Origin of the sequence: Xanthomonas arboricola pv. guizotiae, assembly GCF_002940205.1 — a bacterium.
Lineage (GTDB): Bacteria > Pseudomonadota > Gammaproteobacteria > Xanthomonadales > Xanthomonadaceae > Xanthomonas > Xanthomonas arboricola_C.
Map to the genome: position 1 here is coordinate 13703 of NZ_MDSK01000027.1, position 18052 is coordinate 31754.

Genomic DNA, 18052 nt, shown 5'->3' on the forward strand with positions numbered 1-18052 from the left:
AGCGGTTGGGGTGGAGTGCGATGGCCAGGCTGTCATCGCAGTACTGCGGAAACAGCGCGCAGCGTTCAATGCACAGGGTCGGCCGCGCCGCAGGTGGGCCGCAGAAGTCTGGCTTTGGAAGCGCGCGACAGAACACCAGCGCCGACGCAGACTCCCGGCGCGGGCCGCGCTACATCAACGCGGCGGAGATCTCCGCCGTTGCCGCACACAGGGCCTGCAACGCCGCGTGCGGGCCGACCAGCTCCGGGCGGCGCGCGATGAACGGCACGGTGAGCGTGTAGGTGGCACTGCCGCGTTGCAGGATCGGTGCGGTCAGGTCGACCACGCCTACCACTGCCTCGCTGGGCTGCATGGCGTAGCCATCGTTGCGCGCCTGCGCGGCCGCAGCCAGGAACTGCGCGCGCTCGAACGGCACCTCGCTGGCGTCGAGCAGGTCCAGCCAGCGCGCCTGCACCTCCGGCTGCTGGAACGCGAACAGCACCAGTCCGGAGCTGGAATGGGTCAGCGGGCGGCGATGGCCCGGGCGCACCACCAGGCCGAGGTCGCTGGGCACGTCCATCTGCGCGATCACCACGATCTGGTCGCCGGACGGCGCCACCAGGTGGCAGGGCTGATAGATCGCATCGGCCAGCCGCCGCATCACCGGCAGCGCGGCTTCGCTGATGCTCTGCACCTGCGGCTGCTGCATGCCGAGCATGAACAGCCGATTGGTCAGCACATAGTCGCCTTCGCCGTCGCGGGTGAGGTAGCCGCGCTCCTCCAGCACCTGCAGCATGCGGAAGATCTCCCCGCGCGAGCGCCCGATGCCCTGCGAGATCGCGCCCATGCTCATCGGCTGCGCCTGGCGGGCGAGCAGCTCGAGGATGTCCAGACCCTTGTCCAGGGCGGGGGCGCGGTACTTGGCGGGTTCGGTGCTCATCCGTTTGCGGCTCCAGGCAAGGCTGCGGCGCGCCAGGGTACAGGCATCGCGGGCTGCGGTGAGATGTGGCGCTTGCGTGCAAATATAAACAAAGTTTTTATATTTGCATGGCGCTGGCGTGCGCAGTACGCTCGCCGCACAGCAACGCAAGCGCCACAGCCTTGGGAGGGGATCGGTCGCATGCATCACAGTGACATTGCCGCGTCACCGCGCGGCAACCTGGCGCGTACCGCCATGGTGCCCCTGGTGTTGATCGTCAGCCTGTTCTTTTTATGGGGCATGGCCAACAACCTCAACGACATCCTGATCAAGCAGTTCAAGAAGGCCTTCGAGCTGACCGACCTGCAGGCAGGGCTGGTCCAGAGCGCGTTCTACCTGGGCTATTTCGTGTTCGCGATGCCGGCGGCGATGTTCATGCGCCGCTACAGCTACAAGGCGGCCGTGGTGTTGGGCTTGCTGCTGTATGCGTGCGGCGCGTTCCTGTTCTATCCGGCCGCGCAGGTGCATACCTACTGGCTGTTCCTGCTGGCCTTGTTCGTGATCGCCAGCGGCCTGGCGTTCCTGGAAACCACCGCCAATCCGCTGGTGACCGTGCTCGGCCCGGCCGACGGTGCGGCGCGGCGCTTGAACCTGGCCCAGGCATTCAACCCCTTGGGCTCGATCACCGGCGTGCTGGTCGGCCAGCATTTCATCTTCTCCGGCGTGGAACACACCCCGGCGGAACTGGCGGCAATGGCGCCGGCGGCGCGCGAGGCGTTCTTTGCCGCCGAATCGGCTGCCGTGCAGACGCCGTACCTGGTGATCGGCGTGGTGGTGGTGCTGTGGGCGATCCTGATCGCGCTGGTGCGCTTTCCCACCGGCGCTGCCGGTGTTGGCGAGGCCGCGCCCAGGCGCGCACGCTTCGGCGAGTTGCTGCGCAACCGGCTGTTCGTGTTGTCGGTGGTGGCGCAGTTCTTCTACGTGGGCGCGCAGGTGGGCATCTGGAGCTATCTGATCCGTTACCTGCAGGACGCGGTGCCGGGCACGCCGGAAAAAACCGCGGCCACCTATCTGACCATCTCGCTGGTGCTGTTCATGGCCGGCCGTTTCATCGGCACCGCGCTGTTGCGCTATCTGGCGCCTGCGAAGCTGCTGGCCAGTTTTGCCACGATCAATCTGGCGCTGTGTGCGGTGGCGATCGCCTTCCCCGGCTGGACCGGCCTGTACGCGCTGGTGGCCGCCAGCGTGTTCATGTCGGTGATGTTCCCGACCATCTTCGCGCTGGGCCTGGATGGCATGCACGACGATGCGCGCAAGCTGGGCTCGTCGTTGCTGGTGATGTCCATCATCGGTGGTGCGCTGCTGACGGCGGTGATGGGCGCGGTGTCGGACATGGCCGGTATCCACTGGGCGATGGTGGTGCCGGGCGGGTGCTTTGCGGTGATCCTGCTGTTCGCGTTGCGTGCGCGCCGCGCTGCGCCGGCGGTTGCAGGAGCGGGCGCATGAGCAAGCGGTGTCTGTGCTACGTGCTGGATCTGCACGACGACCCGCAGTTGATCGCCGAGTACGAGCGTTGGCATCGGCCAAGCGAGGTCTGGCCGGAAGTGGTGGCCTCGCTGCAGCAGGCCGGCATCCAGGAGCTGGAGATCTTTCGCAGCGGCGACCGCCTGGTGATGCTGATGGAGGTCGGCGACGACTACGATCCGGCGGCCAAGACCGCGCGGGATGCGGCCGATCCGCGTATCCAGGCCTGGGAAGAGCTGATGTGGCGCTTCCAAAAGCCGTTGCCTGGCAGTGCGCCGGGAGAGAAGTGGCGCGAGGCCGGGCGGATTTTTGCGTTGAGCGAGGCGATCCAAGCGCAGCGCTGAGCGGGGGCCCTCATCCGCCCTGCGGGCACCTTCTCCCGCAGGCGGGAGAAGGGCGCGATCAGCGCTGGTGGTGGAGGGGCCAATTCGGCTGCGGGATGCATGCGGTGCGGTGTCCTGCACATCCTGCCTGGTTGCCGCGATGCGATGCATCGCCTGGCCAGCGTCCCGTCCTTCCCGAGCGGCTCGTGAGCGATCACGTCACCGTCCCGCCAGCAGGGTTGCTTGCTTCTCCCGCAAGCGGGAGGCAGCAGTGTTGCTCCCTTCTCCCGCAAGCGGGAGGCAGCAGAGTTGCTCCCTTCTCCCGCAAGCGGGAGGCAGCAGGGTTGCTCCCTTCTCCCACAAGCGGGAGCCAGCATAGGTGCTTCCTTCTCCCGCAAGCGGGAGAAGGTGCCCGAAGGGCGGATGAGGGGAGGGGTGGCCTCAGTCTTTCGCACCGGTTGCCAGATCTTCCACCCAGAAACGTCCACCCGGGTAGCTGAATTCCGCAATCGAAGATGCGTGCATTTCTGCCGAGAAGCCGGGCACCTCTGGAGCGAGGTAACGGCCATGCTGGATGCGCACCGGGTCGAGGAAGTGCTGGTGCAGGTGGTCGACGAATTCGATCGCGCGGTCTTCCATCTGGCCGGTGATGGCGACGAAGTCGGCCATGGCCAGATGCTGCACCAGCTCGCACAGGCCGACGCCGCCGGCATGCGGGAAGACGCGCACATTGAACTTGGCGGCCAGCAGCAGAATGGCGAGGTTTTCGTTGACGCCGCCCACGCGCGCGGCGTCGATCTGAATCAGGTCCACCGCGCCGGCCTGCAGCAGCTGCTTGAACACCACGCGGTTCTGGGTGTGCTCGCCGGTGGAGACCGGCACCGGGGTGATGCCCTGGCGGATCGCGGCGTGGCCGAGCACGTCGTCCGGGCTGGTCGGTTCCTCGATCCAGGCGATGTCGAATTCGGCCAGCTGGCGCATCCAGTCGATCGCCGGGCCCACGTCCCAGCGCTGGTTGGCATCCACCGCCATCGCGATGTCCGGGCCGATCGCCTCGCGCGCCAGGCGGCAGCGGCGGACATCGTCCTGCACGTTGGCGCCGACCTTGAGCTTGATGGTGCGGAAGCCGTCGGCCACCGCTTCCTTGGCCAGCCGCACCAGCTTTTCGTCGGAGTAGCCCAGCCAGCCGGGCGAGGTGGTGTAGGCGGGATAGCCCTGTTCGATCAGCGTGGCGATGCGTTGCGCGCGCTGCGGTTGCGCAGCGCGCAGGATCGCCAGCGCTTCGTCGCGGGTGAGCGCGTCGCTGAGGTAGCGGAAGTCGATGGTGTCGACCAGCTGCTCGGGCGCGAGTTCGGCGATGTAGCGCCACAGCGGCTTCTTCGCCGCGCGTGCGGCCAGGTCCCAGGCGGCGTTGATCACCGCGCCGATCGCCATGTGCATCACGCCCTTTTCCGGGCCCAGCCAGCGCAGCTGCGAATCGTTGGTGAGCCGGCGCGCGAACGCGCCCAGATCGGCAATGACTTCCTCGACCGACAGGCCGACCACGTGCTCGGCCAGTGCCGCCACTGCGGCGGTCTGCACATCGTTGCCGCGGCCGATGGTGAACACCAGGCCGTAGCCGGCCAGGTCATCGGCAGCATCGGTGCGCAGCACGACGTAGGCGGCCGAGTAATCCGGATCCGGATTCATCGCATCCGACCCATCCAGCTCGCGCGAGGTGGGGAAGCGGACGTCATGGGTGTCGAGGGCGATGATGGTGCTCATGGAAGTCCTGGGCGATGGAAGGCGGGAATAAAACGCGCGAAATAAAACTGAAACGGGGAACGGAAACGGAGACGGGCGCCAGAGCCCCTCTTCCTCCGGGAGAGGGGCTTTAGGCTGCTTGGTGCGAATACTTCGTGCGAAGACTTAGCCACTTGCCTTCACTCAATCTTTCTTTGAGAACCAAGGTCCGGGAAGCCGATGGCCTCAACCCCCATCGCGCGGATGCGCCACCACCGGCTGGCGCTGGCGGCCCAGGCCTTCGATCTCCAGCTCCATCACATCGCCCGGCTTGAGGTACACCGGTGGCTTCTGGCCCAGGCCCACGCCGGGCGGGGTGCCGGTGCTGATCACATCGCCCGGCATCAGCGTCATGTAGCGGCTGATGTGGCTGACCAGTTCGGCCACGCCGAACACCATCGTGCGGGTGCTGCCGTTCTGGTAGCGGTGGCCGTTGACTTCCAGCCACATCGACAGGTTCTGCGGGTCGGTGATTTCATCGCGGGTGACCAGCCACGGGCCGATCGGGCCGAAGGTATCGGCGCTCTTGCCCTTGACCCACTGGCCGCCATGTTCGAGCTGGAACTCGCGCTCGGACAGATCGTTGATGACCGCGTAGCCGGCGACGTGGTTCAGCGCGTCGTCCACCGCCACATCGCGCGCCACATCGCCGATCACCACGCCCAGTTCCACTTCCCAGTCGCTCTTGACCGAGCCGCGCGGGATGATCACGGTGTCGTTGGGGCCGGTCACCGCAGTGGTGGCCTTCATGAAAAGGATCGGCATCTTGGGCACGTCCATGCCCGATTCGGCCGCGTGGTCGGCGTAGTTCAGCCCCACGCAGATGAACTTGCCGATCTGCCCCACTGCGGCGCCATAGCGCAGCTCGCCTTCGAGCAGCGGCAGCGTGGACACGTCCAACGCACGCAGTTTGTCCAGGCCGGCATTGGTGATGTGCTCGCCGGCCACATCGTCGATCACGCCGCTCAAATCGCGGATGCGGCCTTCGCTATCGATCAGGCCAGGACGTTCCTGGCCGGGGGCGCCAACGCGTACGAGTTTCATGCAGTCTTCCTTTGCAGGTGAGGAATGGAGCGGCCAGCAACGCTAGCGCGCATGCATCGGGTGGATAAGGACGGCGTGCTCAAATCAAGGCAGTACAGCTCGCATCCGGCACTGGCCGCCCACGTTGGGGTACGCAGCGCGCTCAGTTGGACCACCCGCCATCGATGATGTGGGTCTGGCCGGTGGTGAACGAGGATTCGTCCGAGGCCAGGTACACCACCAGCTGCGCGATCTCGCGCGGGTCGCCCAGGCGGCCCATCGGCTGGCGGTCGGTGAAGCTCTTCCACACCGCCTGTTCGTCGCCGCCCAGTGCCTTGACGCGCTGGCCCAGCGACGGCGTCTTGATGGTGCCGGGGCAGATCGCGTTGCAACGCACGCCCTGGGCCACGTAATCGGCGGCAATCGCCTTGCTCAGGCCGATCACCGCGGCCTTGGTCACGCCATAGACGAAGCGGTTGGGCACGCCCTTGATGCTGGAGGCCACCGAGGACATGTTGATGATGCTGCCGCGGCCGCGTTCGAGCATGCCCGGCAGCACCGCCTTGCAGGTGTAGTACATCGCATCGACGTTGATCGAGAACGAGCGCCGCCAGGCCGGCTCGTCGCAATCGAGAATGCTGCCCTGGTGCACGAAGCCGGCGCAGTTGAACAGCACATCGAACGGGCCGTGCGTCGCGACCAGCGCGGCAACCGCCGCCGCGTCGGTGACATCCAGCAGCTGGGTGGTGATGGCCTCCGATTCGGCCGCCAGCGCCTGCAGGGCAGCGGCGTCGATATCGGTGGCGATCACCTGCGCACCGGCGCGTGCGCAGGCCAGTGCGCTTTCGCGGCCGATGCCGGCGCCGGCGGCGGTGATCAGGCAGCGCTTGCCGTGCAGGCGGTCGTTGGGAGTTGCAGGGATCGAGACAGTCATACCGATGAGGTTCCGTGGGTGGGGGCCGCCGGCCGTGGCAGACGATAGAACGTGCGTGCGTTGTCGCCGAACACCGCTTCGGCATGGCCGTCGGCGTGTGTGGCGACCAGCTGCTGGGCGATGTCGAACCACTGCGCATAGTCGGCGCGCTGGGTCAGCACCGGCCAGTCGCTGCCCCACAGCACACGCTGCGGGCCGAAGCGTGCGAACAGATGCGCGACATACGGTGCCAGCGCCTCCACGCCGGCGCCGCGCGCGGCTTCGGTGAGCAGGCCGGAGAGTTTGCAATGCACGTTGGGATGCTGCGCCAGCGCGGCCATGCCGGCGGCCCAGGCGACGAATTCGCCGGCGGCGATCTGCGGCTTGCCGCCGTGATTGATGACCACGCGCAGCTGCGGATGGCGCTTCAGGCGCGCCTGCAGTGCCGGCACATGCGCGGCGCGGATCAACGCATCGAAGGCCAGGTCGTGCGCCAGCAATGCATCGAAGGCGGCATCCAGTGCGGGGTCGGCCAGCCAGTGCACATCGGCGATGTCCTGCACCATCGGGCGCAGGCCCTTGAGCACGCCGCCGCCGGCCTGCACCAGTGCATCGATGCGCGCGGCCGCATCGGGCGCGGCGAAATCGACCCAACCGACCACGCCGGCAATGCGCGCATCGGCCTGCGCCAGCTCGAACAGGTAACGGGTTTCGGCCTCGGTGGCGGCGGCCTGCACCACCACCACGCGGTCGACAGCGGCGGCGTCCAGCGCAGCGCCGACATCATCCGGGCCGAAGTCGCGGTACAGCGGCGCCAGCTCGGGCGTCAGCCAGTGGTAGTCGCCACGGGCCAGCTGCCAGAAATGCAGGTGTGCGTCGATGCGGCTCATGGCGTGGGCAGGTCCGCATCGAGCAGGCCGCCGTCGCGCAGGCGCTGCCACAGCTCCGGTGGAACCGCGGCCGCAAGGCGCGTGGCGGCCGATTGCACCTCGGCCACGGTGCGCATGCCGGCCGCCACCGTGGTCACCGCCGGATGCGCCAGCGGGAACTGCAAGGCCGCCGCGCCGATATCCACCCCGAACGCCGCGCAGGCCGCGTACAGGCGCTGCGCGTGCTGCAGCGTGGCGGTATCGACCGGGGCGTAGTTGTAGGTGGCGCCGGGGCCGCGTGCGTCGCTGAGCAGGCCGGAGCTGTACGGGCCGGCCGACAGGATCGCCACGTTACGCTGCTGCGCCTGCTCGAGCAGGGCGCGGGCGCCGCGCTGTTCCAGCAGGGTGTAGCGGCCGGCCAGCATCACGCAGTCGAGCGGAAAGCGTGGCAGCACCTCCAGTGCCACCTCCTGCTCGTTGACGCCCAGCCCGATCGCCCCGCAGGCGCCGGCCGCCTTCAGCTCCGCCATCGCCGGCAAGGCCTCCTCCAAGGCCTGGCGCAGCACGTTGGCGTGGTTGTCGCCGTGGGTCAGCGCACCGATGTCGTGCAGCAGCAGCACGTCGATATAGTCGGTGCCCAGGCGCTCCAGGCTGGAGGCGAACGCGCGCCGCACGCCGTCGGCGCTGTAGTCGAACTCGGCGCGGCGGCCCGCCACCGCAAAGCCGTCGCGCCCGGCGGCGGCCTGCGCATCGTCGTAGATGCAGCGGCCGACCTTGGTCGACAGCGTGTAGGCGGCGCGCGGCACACCGGTCAGGCCACGGCCCAGGCGGGTCTCGCTCAGCCCGTAGCCGTAGTACGGTGCGGTATCGAAATGGCGGATGCCGGCCTCGAACGCAGCCGCCACGGCGGCCAGTGCCTGGCCCTCGTCGACCTCGGCATACAGATTGCCGATCGGTGCGGCGCCAAAGCCCAGTGCCGAGAGCTGCACGTCGGTGGCGGCCAGACGTTGCCGCGCGATGGTCATGCCCCACACTCCGCGCATCTGGCGGTCGCGGGGCAGGTGCTGACGCAATCGTTGTAGCAGTCACTGGGCATCGCAACGTCCACCAGCCGGCCGGTGCCGGACTGTTCGCATATGAATATCGCAATCATAAGTGAACAGATCACGCTGCAGTGCAGCATCGCAGCGGGTGACGGTGCAGCACGCGGGTCATGCATGGATTCCAGCACCTCGCCCGCCCGCGAGCTGCGCGCGAGGTGGCACCCGATCTATGTCGAAATCCGCAGCTGGCATGACCGCTTCCTGTACCGCCGCCTGCGCGATTGCCTCGGTCCGATGCCTGGGGCTAGATACCAGCCCGTCCCGCACGAACGCACGCCCATGCCAACCACCACCCGCCGGGACCTGTTCAAGGTGCTTGCCGCCGGCGCCGTCGTCGCCCCGCTGTCGCCGACCGCGCCGGCGGGCGACGCGCGCGCGGCCTCCCGCAGTGGGCGCGCGGCATCGAAGGCCAGCGCAAGGCAGACCTGGGCAACGGCACTTACCTCAATCCCATCGTGGCTGGCGATCACCCCGACCCCACCATCCTCAAGGACGGTGACGACGACTACATGACGTTTTCGTCGTTACTGCCGACAGCATGAACACCTACGAATATTCGGAAGAACGGGTGTGGGCACGTGCGCCCAATACGCATCGGCGCATCCGCGTGCGGCTGACCAACGATCACCAGGTGGTGGGGTTCGAGTATTTGGTCGATGAGGGCCGGCAATGGACGCGCCACCCCACCCGCATGGAAGTGTCCGGATTCCATCACAACGTGTTCGGCGGTTTTCTGAGCCTGCAGCTTGGCGTGTATGCCGCGCAGCAAGGCGAGGTGGTATTGCGCGATTTCCGCTATCGCGCGCTGACCTGAGCGCGCATCACGCCGCGTCGCGCCGCGCTGCAGTCGAACGGCGAGGCCCGGGGGGACCTCGCCGTCAGCAGTCACAGTGACGATCAACCCGCCGCACAGTGTCAGTGGGGTGCGCACGGTTCCGCACGCCGGCCATCTCCATCCGATCGCTGCGCAGTCGCGCTATCGATCGCTGTCAACCGCAGCAGTAGCAGACGTTGCCCTGACCCAGGTCGCCGCCAAACTCCGGACACTCGGCTTTGCAGGCCCATGCACTACACGATTCCACTTTCGGCTGTGCGTTATCGACCGCCATCACCTGGAACGCACCGAATCCGGTGCTGGCCAGAAAGGTCGCCGCCATCAACGCACTGCGCAAGGTTACCCAACGCTTCTTCGTGCATTACTCCTTCACCGTTGCAAAAGCCGCTGGCGCGTCCGTGCGGCGCAAGGCGGCGACAAGATCCTGCACCCGCTCCATGGTATCGAAAACGCCAACATGGGAATGGCGTACGCGCCCCTCCCCATCGATGGCCATCAGCAGTGGCACGTTGCGCGCGCGAAACAGCATCAACGCGCGACGATCTGTCAACGTGACCACGGGAAAATCGAATCCGTGCACATGTGCGTAGCGCGCAGCCTGCGCTGGGTCGCACTGGCACACGCCGAGCAACTGCGGACGGCCGGGCAGATTGGCCTGCAACTGCCGCGCAGCACGCAACACGGTGGGTGCCGAGCGCTGGCAGTACGGGCAGGTGGTGGTGAAGAAGAACAGTACCTGGGCCTGTCCCTGTCCCTGCGGCGCGCCGAGCAGATGACGCTGGCCCGCGGTATCGGTGACCTGGAGGCGCGGCACGTACATGCCGTCATACGGCGCGCTGGTGCGGGCCTGCAACACCTGCTGCTGCGCGCGCAGCTGCTTGTTCTGCCATGCCAGCACGGCGATCAATGCACAGGCAATCAGCAGGCCGGTCCAGAGCCAGGGGAAACGTCGCGCCATGCCAGCTCCAGTAGGGTCATCAAGCCCGAGCCTTGCCCAGGCATGAGCTAATGGTCAATGGTGATATCGACAACTGCGATGTCGCGCGGTGCACGGCTGTGGAGGCGGTCACGCCGCTGCGCTTGGGCTTGTCAATGGCGCGCGGCGGTGAGGGTGCTGTTTGCGCAGTCAGGTCCACCAAAGCCAGCATGCAGCGTCGCGAAGGCAGGTACGGGCTGGGTGGGCCAACCTGCGTTACCTGCTCACCACCGGCAAGAACTGGAACGGCCCGATCAAGGATTTCCAGCTGACCATCCGCAAGCAGGCGGCCAGCGACATCCTGGACCTGTGCCTTGACGGCGAACTGAAGAAGATCGACCCGCTGACCTTCCAGTTCAAGCAGGCCAACTTCGTGCCGATGCGCGATTTGAACATCCTGTTCGTGCGCGCACCGGAATAAACCCGGCAAGCAGCAGCGTAGGAGCGCACCCGGGCGCGACGAAGCGTTACCTGCAACGCCCATCACGAGCGCACGCGCCAACGCGCATCGGTTGTCTTGTGCAAATGAAGCGTTGCCGAGAACGCGCATCGCGCCCAGGTGCGCTCCTACGTTGATGCCACGCTGCGTTGCATGGCAAGTCCGTCGATTGCCCACCACCGATGATGGCCGAGGTAGCGGGATCACAGGCAGGAGCGCACCCGGACGCGACCAAGCGTCACCGAGCAACCCCAGCGCACGCAGATCTACACCTGCGCGCGTCAGTCTTCTTCCGGCGGCGGCAGCACGATGCCGTCGGCATCGATGGCGAGCTTGCCGGCCATCAGCACCGCCTGGGTGCGATTGGTGACGCCGAGCTTGCGCAGGATCGCGGTGACATGCGCCTTGATGGTGGCTTCGGACACGCCCAGATCGTAGGCGATCTGCTTGTTGAGACGCCCGGCGCCGAGCATCTGCAGCACGCGGAATTGTTGCGGGGTGAGATCACGCAGACGCTGCCCGACCTCGCGTTCTTCGCTGTCGGTGGGCGGCAGGTTCTGCGCTTCGGCCGGGATCCAGCGCTCGCCGTCGAGCACGGTGGCCAACGCGCGCCCGATGGTGTCCGAATCGGCGGATTTGGGAATGAACCCGAATGCGCCATGGTCGATCGCACGCCGCATCACCGTCGGTTCCTCGCGTGCGGACACCACCACCACCGGCAATTGCGGATGCAGCGAGCGCATGTGCACCAACGCGCTGAATCCCTGCGCGCCCGGCATGTTGAGATCCATCAGCAGCAGATCGGCGTCCGGTTGCGCATCGGCCAGCGTGTACAACGCATCCACCGTGTCGGCCTCGAACAACTGCACCCCCGGCATGACGCGTTGCACCGCCCCGCGCAGGGCTTCACGAAACAGGGGATGGTCGTCGGCGATCAGCAGGGTGGTCATTTTGGAGCCGGGAATCGGGAGTGGGGAATCGGGAATCGGGAATCGGGAATCGGGAATCGCAAAATCAACAGCAAGGCCAGAAGCAGGCAAGCAAGCAGCAACTAACGACGGCACGGACAGCAAACGACGACAAAAGAAGCTAGGAACGAATTGAGTGGGGTGTCGTTGAAGGACATCAGTTGATGAGGATGGCAGCGCAGGGAGGAGATTCGCTTCGACGAATCCCCATCCCAATCCCACTATCAGCAACCAGGGAACCGCTCTACCGATTCCCTACTCCCGATTCCCCATTCCCAGCGCGTCAGCGCGCCAGACGCTCATTGACCAACGAATCCACCACCGACGGATCTGCCAGGGTCGAGGTGTCGCCGAGTTGATCGGGTGCGTTTTCGGCGATCTTGCGCAGGATGCGGCGCATGATCTTGCCCGAGCGGGTCTTGGGCAGCCCGGGGGCCCACTGCAGGTGATCGGGCGAGGCGATCGGGCCGATCTCCTTGCGCACCCAGCTCACCAGTTCCTTGTGCAGTTCCTCGCTCGGGGTCTCGCCGGCAATCAGGGTGACGTAGGCATAGATGCCCTGGCCCTTGACGTCGTGCGGGAAGCCGACCACGGCTGCTTCGGCCACCTTGGGGTGCGAGACCAGCGCGCTTTCCACTTCGGCGGTGCCGATGCGGTGGCCGGAGACGTTGATCACATCGTCCACGCGGCCGGTGATCCAGTAATAGCCATCGGCATCGCGGCGGCAACCGTCGCCGGTGAAGTAGCTGCCCGGATAGGTGCGGAAGTAGGTGTCGATGAAACGCTGGTGGTCGCCATACACGCTACGCATCTGGCCCGGCCACGAATCCAGCAGCACCAGGTTGCCTTCGGTGGCACCTTCCAGGATCTTGCCTTCGGCATCGACGAGCGCCGGCTGCACGCCGAAGAACGGCAGGGTGGCCGAGCCGGGCTTGAGATCGACTGCGCCGGCCAGCGGCGAGATCAGGATGCCGCCGGTTTCGGTCTGCCACCAGGTGTCCACGATCGGGCAGCGGCTGTCGCCGACCACCTCGTAGTACCAGCGCCAGGCTTCCGGGTTGATCGGCTCGCCGACGCTGCCGAGCAGGCGCAGGCTCTTGCGCGAGGTCTTCTTGACCGGCGCCTCGCCGTCGCGCATCAGCGCGCGGATCGCGGTGGGCGCGGTGTAGAAGATGCTGACCTTGTGCTTGTCGATCACTTCCCAGAAGCGCGACACGGTCGGGTAGTTCGGCACGCCTTCGAACATCACTGCGGTGGCGCCGTTGGCGAGCGGGCCATAGACGATGTAGCTGTGGCCGGTGACCCAGCCCACATCGGCGGTGCACCAGTAGATGTCGTCCTCGCGCAGGTCGAACACCGCTTCGTGGGTGTAGCTGGCAAACAGCAGGTAGCCGGCTGTGGTGTGCAGCACGCCCTTGGGCTTGCCGGTGGAGCCGGAGGTGTAGAGGATGAACAACGGATCTTCCGCGTTCATGCGCTCGGGTTCGCACGCGGCCGGCTGGCTGTCGACCACATCGTGGAACCAGCGATCGCGCGGGGCCTGCATCTCCACCGCGCCGCCGGTATGACGCACCACCAGCACGGTTTCGACCGTGTTGGTGCCGGGAATCTTCAGCGCCGCATCGACATTGGCCTTGAGCGGAATCTTCTTGCCGCCACGCAGGCCTTCGTCGGCGGTGATGATCAGCTTGCTCTGGCAATCGATCACGCGGTCGGCGATCGAGTTGGCGGCAAAGCCGCCGAACACCACCGAGTGCACCGCACCGATGCGCGCGCAGGCGAGCATGGCCACGGCGGCATCGACGATCATCGGCAGATAGATGGTGACCCGGTCGCCCTTCCTGACGCCGAGATTGCGCAGCGCATTGCCGAGCTTGCAGACGCGCTCGTACAGCTCGCGGTAGGTGACCGGGTAGGACTGCGCATCCGGGCTGTCGGGTTCGAACAGCAGCGCGGTCTTGTCGCCGCGCGTGGCCAGCTGGCGGTCCAGGCAGTTGACGCTGGCATTGAGCTCGCCGTCGCCGAACCAGCGGATATGGAAGTCGTCCAGCGCGTAGCTGACGTCCTTGATCTGGGTCGGTTGCTTGAACCAGTCCAGCCGCTGCGCGGCCTTGCCCCAGAACTGCTCGGGGTGTTCGATCGATTCGCGGTACAGCGTTGCGTACTGCTCGCGCGTGATGCGCGCATCGGCGGCGAACGCGGGATCGACGGGATAAACATCAGCCATGGCACCCTCACTTGCGATGAACTTGTCGGAAGAGGACGTTGCGGCTGCCCTCGGTAGGCAAGCAGTGTGCCGTATCCATTCTGTCCCGGCATTCAACCGGGCCTTAGACCTTGGTCTTAACCGCCGCAGCGCGATCGGCAATCGGTCGCCGGCGCTGGTGCGACGATCGGTCATCCTGCGGAATGCTGCGTTGCAGCTACGACCAAAGACGAATAGGCTCCAAAGCGCGGACTGCCTCACGCTCCGCACAGCATCGCCATCAAGCGCGAGGCCTTATCGGGGAGAGGGGTCCATGACACACCGTACTGTACCGTTGGTGCGCCATCCGTTGGCGGCTGCCTTGTTTGTGGCGAGCATCCTGCCGGGGGTGGCGTTCGCCCAGACTGCCAAGGAAAAGGCGCTGGAAGCGCGCATTGCCGAGCTCGAGCGTCAGGTCCAGCTGCTGGTGTCGGCGCAGCAACAACAGCAGGGCCAGATCGCGCAGACGCAGACCCAGGTGACCGAGGTCCGCGCCGCGCAGGCGCAGGCACCGGCCGCGCCTGCGGTGCCGGCCGGCAAGCGGCCGATCCAGCTGACCAGCATCACGCCGAACGCAGCGGCGGGGACCACGTTCCGCTACGGGGGTTTCATCAAGGCCGACTTCATGACCACCCGCACCTCCGACGGCGCGTTGCCCGAAGGCGCGGTGGGCCGTTACCTGTATATCCCGACCCAGACGCCGGTCGGTGGCCAGGCCTCCAGCACCGACACCGACTTCCACGCCAAGTTCTCGCGCTTCAACCTGGGCGTGGACACCGTCACCGAAAACGGCGACAAGATCACCGGCTTCATCGAACTGGATTTCTTCGGCAACGCGCTGGCCAACCAGGTCAACAATCTGTACGGCGGCACCTTGCGCCACGCCTACGTGAGCTGGAACAACTGGCTGGCCGGCCAGACCTGGTCCAACTTCATCGATTCCACGATCCTGCCCGAGGCCGCCGACATCGTCGGGCCGACCGACGGCGCGCTGTTCAGCCGCCAGACCCAGATCCGCTACACCCGTGGCGCCTTCAGCGTGTCGGCGGAAAATCCCGAGACGCTGACCACGCCCTACCAGGGCGGCAACACCATCCTGGCCTCCGACCATGGCGCGATGCCGGACCTGACCGCGCGCTACAACTGGAAGGGCACCTGGGGCACGTTCGGCCTGTCGGCGATCGCGCGGCAGTACCGCACGCGCAGTGCGCTGACCAACGACACCGACTTCGGCGGCGCCATCGCCGGCGGCGGCCGCTGGATCATCAACTCCAACAACGATCTGCGCTACCAGCTCAGCTATGGCGAAGGCCTGGGGCGCTATCTGGGCCTGGGCAACGGCTCGGATGTGGAGATCGACATGGACGGCAATATCCAGACCGTCAGCACGATCGCCGGCTGGGTGGCCTGGCGCCACGACTACAACGCCAAGCTGCGCAGCACCATCATGTATTCGCGCGTGAACTACGACCACGACATCGCCAATACCGGCGCGCTTGCGAGTAAATCGCAGCAGAGCATCCGCGCCAACGTGTTCTATTCGCCGCTGCCGAAGGTGGATGTGGGTGCCGAGCTGATGTATGGCCGCCGCGAAGCCGAGAACGGCGACAGCGGCGATATTTCGCGGCTGCAATTCACCACCAAGTACAGCTTCTAGTTTCTGCCACCGGCGGCCCGTTCCACTGCGGTGGGGCGGGCGTCGCCGCCTTCGTTTTACCAGCGCTCTAACCAGGAGACAGACCATGACCGTCTCGAATGACGCGTTGATCGCCAAGATCGACGCCAATCCGAAGTACCACGCACTCAAGCGCCAGCGCAATACGCTGGGCTGGACGCTCACCGTGCTGATGTTGCTGGCCTATTACGGCTACATCGGCCTGATCGCCTTCGACAAGGCCTTCTTGGCCAGGCCGATCGGCGACGGCGTGACCTCGGTCGGCATTCCGATCGCGATCGGGGTGATGGTCTTCACCATCCTCATCACCGCCATCTACGTGCGTCGCGCCAACAACACCTATGACCAGCTGACCGCGCAGATCCTCGAGGACGCACGCAAATGAGCAAGTATTCGCGCCTTCTTCTGATCCTGGCCGGGCTGATGCCGGCCGGTATCGCGCTGGCCGCCGGCGGCGACATGGGCCAGGTCGACAAGCAGTCCACCAACTGGGTGGCGATCGGCATGTTCGGCTTCTTCGTGCTGGGCACCTTGTGGATCACCAAATGGGCGGCGGCCAAGACCAAATCGGCCGCCGACTTCTACACCGCCGGCGGTGGCATCACCGGCTTCCAGAACGGCCTGGCGATCGCCGGCGACTTCATGTCGGCGGCCTCGTTCCTGGGCATCACCGCCGCAGTGATGGCCAACGGCTACGACGGCCTGATCTATGCGATCGGCTTTCTGGTCGGCTGGCCGATCCTGACCTTCCTGATGGCCGAACGGCTGCGCAACCTCGGCAAGTACACCTTCGCCGACGTGGCCGGCTATCGCTTCGCACCGACCGCGATCCGCAGCTTCGCCGCGTCGGGCACGCTGGTGGTGGTGCTGTTCTATCTGATCGCACAGATGGTCGGCGCCGGTGCCTTGATCAAGCTGCTGTTCGGCCTGGACTACTGGGTGGCGGTGACCCTGGTCGGCGTGCTGATGATGGTCTACGTGCTGTTCGGCGGCATGACCGCCACGACCTGGGTGCAGATCATCAAGGCCGTGCTGCTGCTGACCGGCGTGACCTTCATGGCGGTGGCGATCATGTGGCACTTCAACTTCAGCTTCGAGGCGCTGTTCGCCGAGGGCGTGCGGGTGAAGACCGCGATCGCGGCCAATGGCGGGGCATCGCCGGAGGATGCGGCAAAAGCAGGCCTGTCGATCATGGGGCCGGGCGGCTTCGTGAAGGACCCGATTTCGGCGATCTCGTTCGGCATGGCGCTGATGTTCGGCACCGCCGGCCTGCCGCACATCCTGATGCGCTTCTTCACCGTTCCCGATGCCAAGCAGGCGCGCAAGTCGGTGCTGTGGGCCACCACCTGGATCGGCTACTTCTACATCCTGATCTTCATCATCGGCTTCGGTGCGATCGCGCTGGTGCTGACCAACCCGCAGTTCGCCAACGTCGCCACCGGCACCATCCACGGCGGCAAGGGTGCGGCCAACATGGCGGCGGTGCTGGTCGGCAATGCAGTGGGCGGCAACGTGTTCATGGGCTTCATCTCGGCGGTGGCCTTCGCCACCATCCTGGCGGTGGTCGCGGGCCTGACCCTGTCCGGCGCCTCGGCGGTGTCGCATGACCTGTATGCCACGGTGATCAAGAAGGGCAATCCGGCGCCGGGCTCGGAGCTCAAGGTCTCGCGTGCCACCACCCTGGTGCTGGGCGTGATCGCGGTGCTGCTGGGCATCGTGTTCGAGAAGCAGAACGTGGCCTTCATGGTGTCGCTGGCATTCGCCATCGCCGCCTCGGCCAACTTCCCGGTGCTGATCCTGTCGTTGTTGTGGAAGAACTGCACCACCCGCGGTGCGGTGACCGGCGGCTTCCTGGGCCTGCTCTCCTCGCTGGTGCTCACCATCCTGTCGCCGTCGGTGTGGGTGGACACGCTGGGTAACGCGGCCGGTTCGGCGCCGTTCCCGTACACCTCGCCGGCGCTGTTCTCGATGACGATCGGGTTTATCGGCATCTGGCTGTTCTCGATCCTGGATCACAGCCCGCAGGCCGCCAACGAACGTGCCGCGTTCAAGGCCCAGCAGATCCGTGCCGAAACCGGCCTGGGGGCCAGCGGCGCCTCCGGTCACTGATCGACCAGACCGCTTGTGGTTGTGATCGCAGACGCCGGCCCAGTGCCGGCGTTCTGCGTTTTGGCGTTGTCGATTCACATGCCTCGTGCCGCCAGCCCGGCACATCGCGCGATCCCGACTAGCGCGGAACGCGGTGTGCGCCGCGGTCAATACGCCCTGCTGCACTGCAGCCTGCAGATGCTGCTGTGCCCCCGTTGCTTCACGCCGCAGGCCTTTGCTTCGTTTCTCGCGGCTGCAACAAACGGGCGACAGCTAAGTCACTTTCAGTCACTACATTCATCGCCAAGCCGCCGCCCACCACGGATGGCTTGGCTCTCCCTCCCGGTCCTGGCCATTGAGCGAGTGCACTTCAGGCGAATCGTCGATGGCG

The 18052-nt window shown here is 66.2% G+C and carries 16 protein-coding genes and 2 pseudogenes; 8 read left to right on the forward strand and 10 right to left on the reverse strand.

Translation table 11 applies throughout. The features are described 5' to 3' along the window. Positions 1-169 precede the first annotated feature (169 nt). A complete protein-coding gene (locus XarbCFBP7408_RS15660; RefSeq protein WP_104563742.1) occupies positions 170-919 on the reverse strand; it encodes an IclR family transcriptional regulator in 750 nt (249 codons plus the stop codon). 180 nt (positions 920-1099) lie between these two features. Here XarbCFBP7408_RS15660 and fucP point away from each other — a divergent pair, with 180 nt between their 5' ends. Then, positions 1100-2404: an L-fucose:H+ symporter permease gene (gene fucP, locus XarbCFBP7408_RS15665; RefSeq protein WP_104563743.1), complete on the forward strand. Its 1305-nt coding sequence runs from the start codon at positions 1100-1102 to the stop codon at positions 2402-2404. Further along, complete coding sequence (locus XarbCFBP7408_RS15670) at positions 2401-2766, forward strand: L-fucose mutarotase (protein WP_104563744.1); 366 nt, start codon at positions 2401-2403, stop codon at positions 2764-2766. The genes fucP and XarbCFBP7408_RS15670 overlap by 4 nt, the downstream gene beginning before the upstream one ends. A 420-nt stretch (positions 2767-3186) precedes the next feature. Here XarbCFBP7408_RS15670 and XarbCFBP7408_RS15675 read toward each other — a convergent pair whose 3' ends face one another. The 6 genes from XarbCFBP7408_RS15675 to XarbCFBP7408_RS23525 all read right to left on the reverse strand — a co-directional run bounded on the left by XarbCFBP7408_RS15675 (position 3187) and on the right by XarbCFBP7408_RS23525 (position 8551). Next, complete coding sequence (locus XarbCFBP7408_RS15675; RefSeq protein WP_104563745.1) at positions 3187-4509, reverse strand: L-fuconate dehydratase; 1323 nt, start codon at positions 4507-4509, stop codon at positions 3187-3189. 204 nt (positions 4510-4713) lie between these two features. After that, positions 4714-5571 (reverse strand): fumarylacetoacetate hydrolase family protein, encoded by an 858-nt coding sequence (locus XarbCFBP7408_RS15680; RefSeq protein ID WP_104563746.1) that lies wholly within the window; start codon positions 5569-5571, stop codon positions 4714-4716. Positions 5572-5713: 142 nt separating this feature from the next. Continuing rightward, positions 5714-6484, reverse strand: a complete 771-nt coding sequence (locus XarbCFBP7408_RS15685; RefSeq protein ID WP_104563747.1) for an SDR family oxidoreductase — start codon at positions 6482-6484, stop codon at positions 5714-5716. Then, positions 6481-7353: an amidohydrolase family protein gene (locus XarbCFBP7408_RS15690; protein ID WP_104563748.1), complete on the reverse strand. Its 873-nt coding sequence runs from the start codon at positions 7351-7353 to the stop codon at positions 6481-6483. Before XarbCFBP7408_RS15690 ends, XarbCFBP7408_RS15685 begins: the two co-directional genes overlap by 4 nt. After that, positions 7350-8357 (reverse strand): aldo/keto reductase, encoded by a 1008-nt coding sequence (locus tag XarbCFBP7408_RS15695; protein WP_104563749.1) that lies wholly within the window; start codon positions 8355-8357, stop codon positions 7350-7352. The genes XarbCFBP7408_RS15690 and XarbCFBP7408_RS15695 overlap by 4 nt, the downstream gene beginning before the upstream one ends. Next, a complete protein-coding gene (locus tag XarbCFBP7408_RS23525) occupies positions 8354-8551 on the reverse strand; it encodes a hypothetical protein (protein WP_104563750.1) in 198 nt (65 codons plus the stop codon). Before XarbCFBP7408_RS23525 ends, XarbCFBP7408_RS15695 begins: the two co-directional genes overlap by 4 nt. Here XarbCFBP7408_RS23525 and XarbCFBP7408_RS23205 point away from each other — a divergent pair. Together XarbCFBP7408_RS23205 and XarbCFBP7408_RS15710 are read left to right on the forward strand one after the other, a co-directional pair. Continuing rightward, on the forward strand, positions 8469-8948 hold the full coding sequence (locus XarbCFBP7408_RS23205) for a hypothetical protein (RefSeq protein ID WP_258072153.1): 480 nt from the start codon (positions 8469-8471) through the stop codon (positions 8946-8948). The two genes, XarbCFBP7408_RS23525 and XarbCFBP7408_RS23205, sit on opposite strands and share 83 nt — an antisense overlap. A gap of 10 nt (positions 8949-8958) precedes the next feature. Beyond that, positions 8959-9249 (forward strand): annotated as a pseudogene (locus XarbCFBP7408_RS15710) (family 43 glycosylhydrolase); the annotation flags it as partial. A 382-nt stretch (positions 9250-9631) separates the two neighbouring features. Here the strand turns inward: XarbCFBP7408_RS15710 and XarbCFBP7408_RS15715 are convergent. Continuing rightward, positions 9632-10228 carry a peroxiredoxin family protein gene (locus tag XarbCFBP7408_RS15715; RefSeq protein WP_104563751.1) on the reverse strand — a complete coding sequence of 199 codons (597 nt, stop codon included), beginning with the start codon at positions 10226-10228 and terminating at the stop codon, positions 9632-9634. 161 nt (positions 10229-10389) lie between these two features. Between XarbCFBP7408_RS15715 and XarbCFBP7408_RS15720 the strand changes: the two are divergent. Beyond that, positions 10390-10667, forward strand: a pseudogene (locus XarbCFBP7408_RS15720) (DUF4424 family protein); the annotation flags it as partial. A 299-nt stretch (positions 10668-10966) separates the two neighbouring features. On the opposite strand, the gene XarbCFBP7408_RS15725 reads toward XarbCFBP7408_RS15720, so the two are convergent. Together XarbCFBP7408_RS15725 and acs are read right to left on the reverse strand one after the other, a co-directional pair. Next, positions 10967-11635 carry a response regulator transcription factor gene (locus XarbCFBP7408_RS15725; RefSeq protein ID WP_016901792.1) on the reverse strand — a complete coding sequence of 223 codons (669 nt, stop codon included), beginning with the start codon at positions 11633-11635 and terminating at the stop codon, positions 10967-10969. A gap of 301 nt (positions 11636-11936) precedes the next feature. Continuing rightward, positions 11937-13880: an acetate--CoA ligase gene (gene acs, locus XarbCFBP7408_RS15730; RefSeq protein WP_104563752.1), complete on the reverse strand. Its 1944-nt coding sequence runs from the start codon at positions 13878-13880 to the stop codon at positions 11937-11939. 292 nt (positions 13881-14172) lie between these two features. On the opposite strand from acs, the gene XarbCFBP7408_RS15735 reads away from it, so the two are divergent. From XarbCFBP7408_RS15735 to XarbCFBP7408_RS15745, 3 genes are all read left to right on the forward strand, one after another. Then, positions 14173-15555: a DcaP family trimeric outer membrane transporter gene (locus XarbCFBP7408_RS15735; protein ID WP_181106654.1), complete on the forward strand. Its 1383-nt coding sequence runs from the start codon at positions 14173-14175 to the stop codon at positions 15553-15555. An 85-nt stretch (positions 15556-15640) separates the two neighbouring features. Continuing rightward, positions 15641-15958, forward strand: coding sequence for a DUF485 domain-containing protein (locus XarbCFBP7408_RS15740; RefSeq protein ID WP_104563753.1), 318 nt, complete (start codon positions 15641-15643; stop codon positions 15956-15958). Beyond that, positions 15955-17682 carry a cation acetate symporter gene (locus XarbCFBP7408_RS15745; RefSeq protein ID WP_104563754.1) on the forward strand — a complete coding sequence of 576 codons (1728 nt, stop codon included), beginning with the start codon at positions 15955-15957 and terminating at the stop codon, positions 17680-17682. The genes XarbCFBP7408_RS15740 and XarbCFBP7408_RS15745 overlap by 4 nt, the downstream gene beginning before the upstream one ends. The last annotated feature ends 370 nt before the right edge of the window (positions 17683-18052 follow it).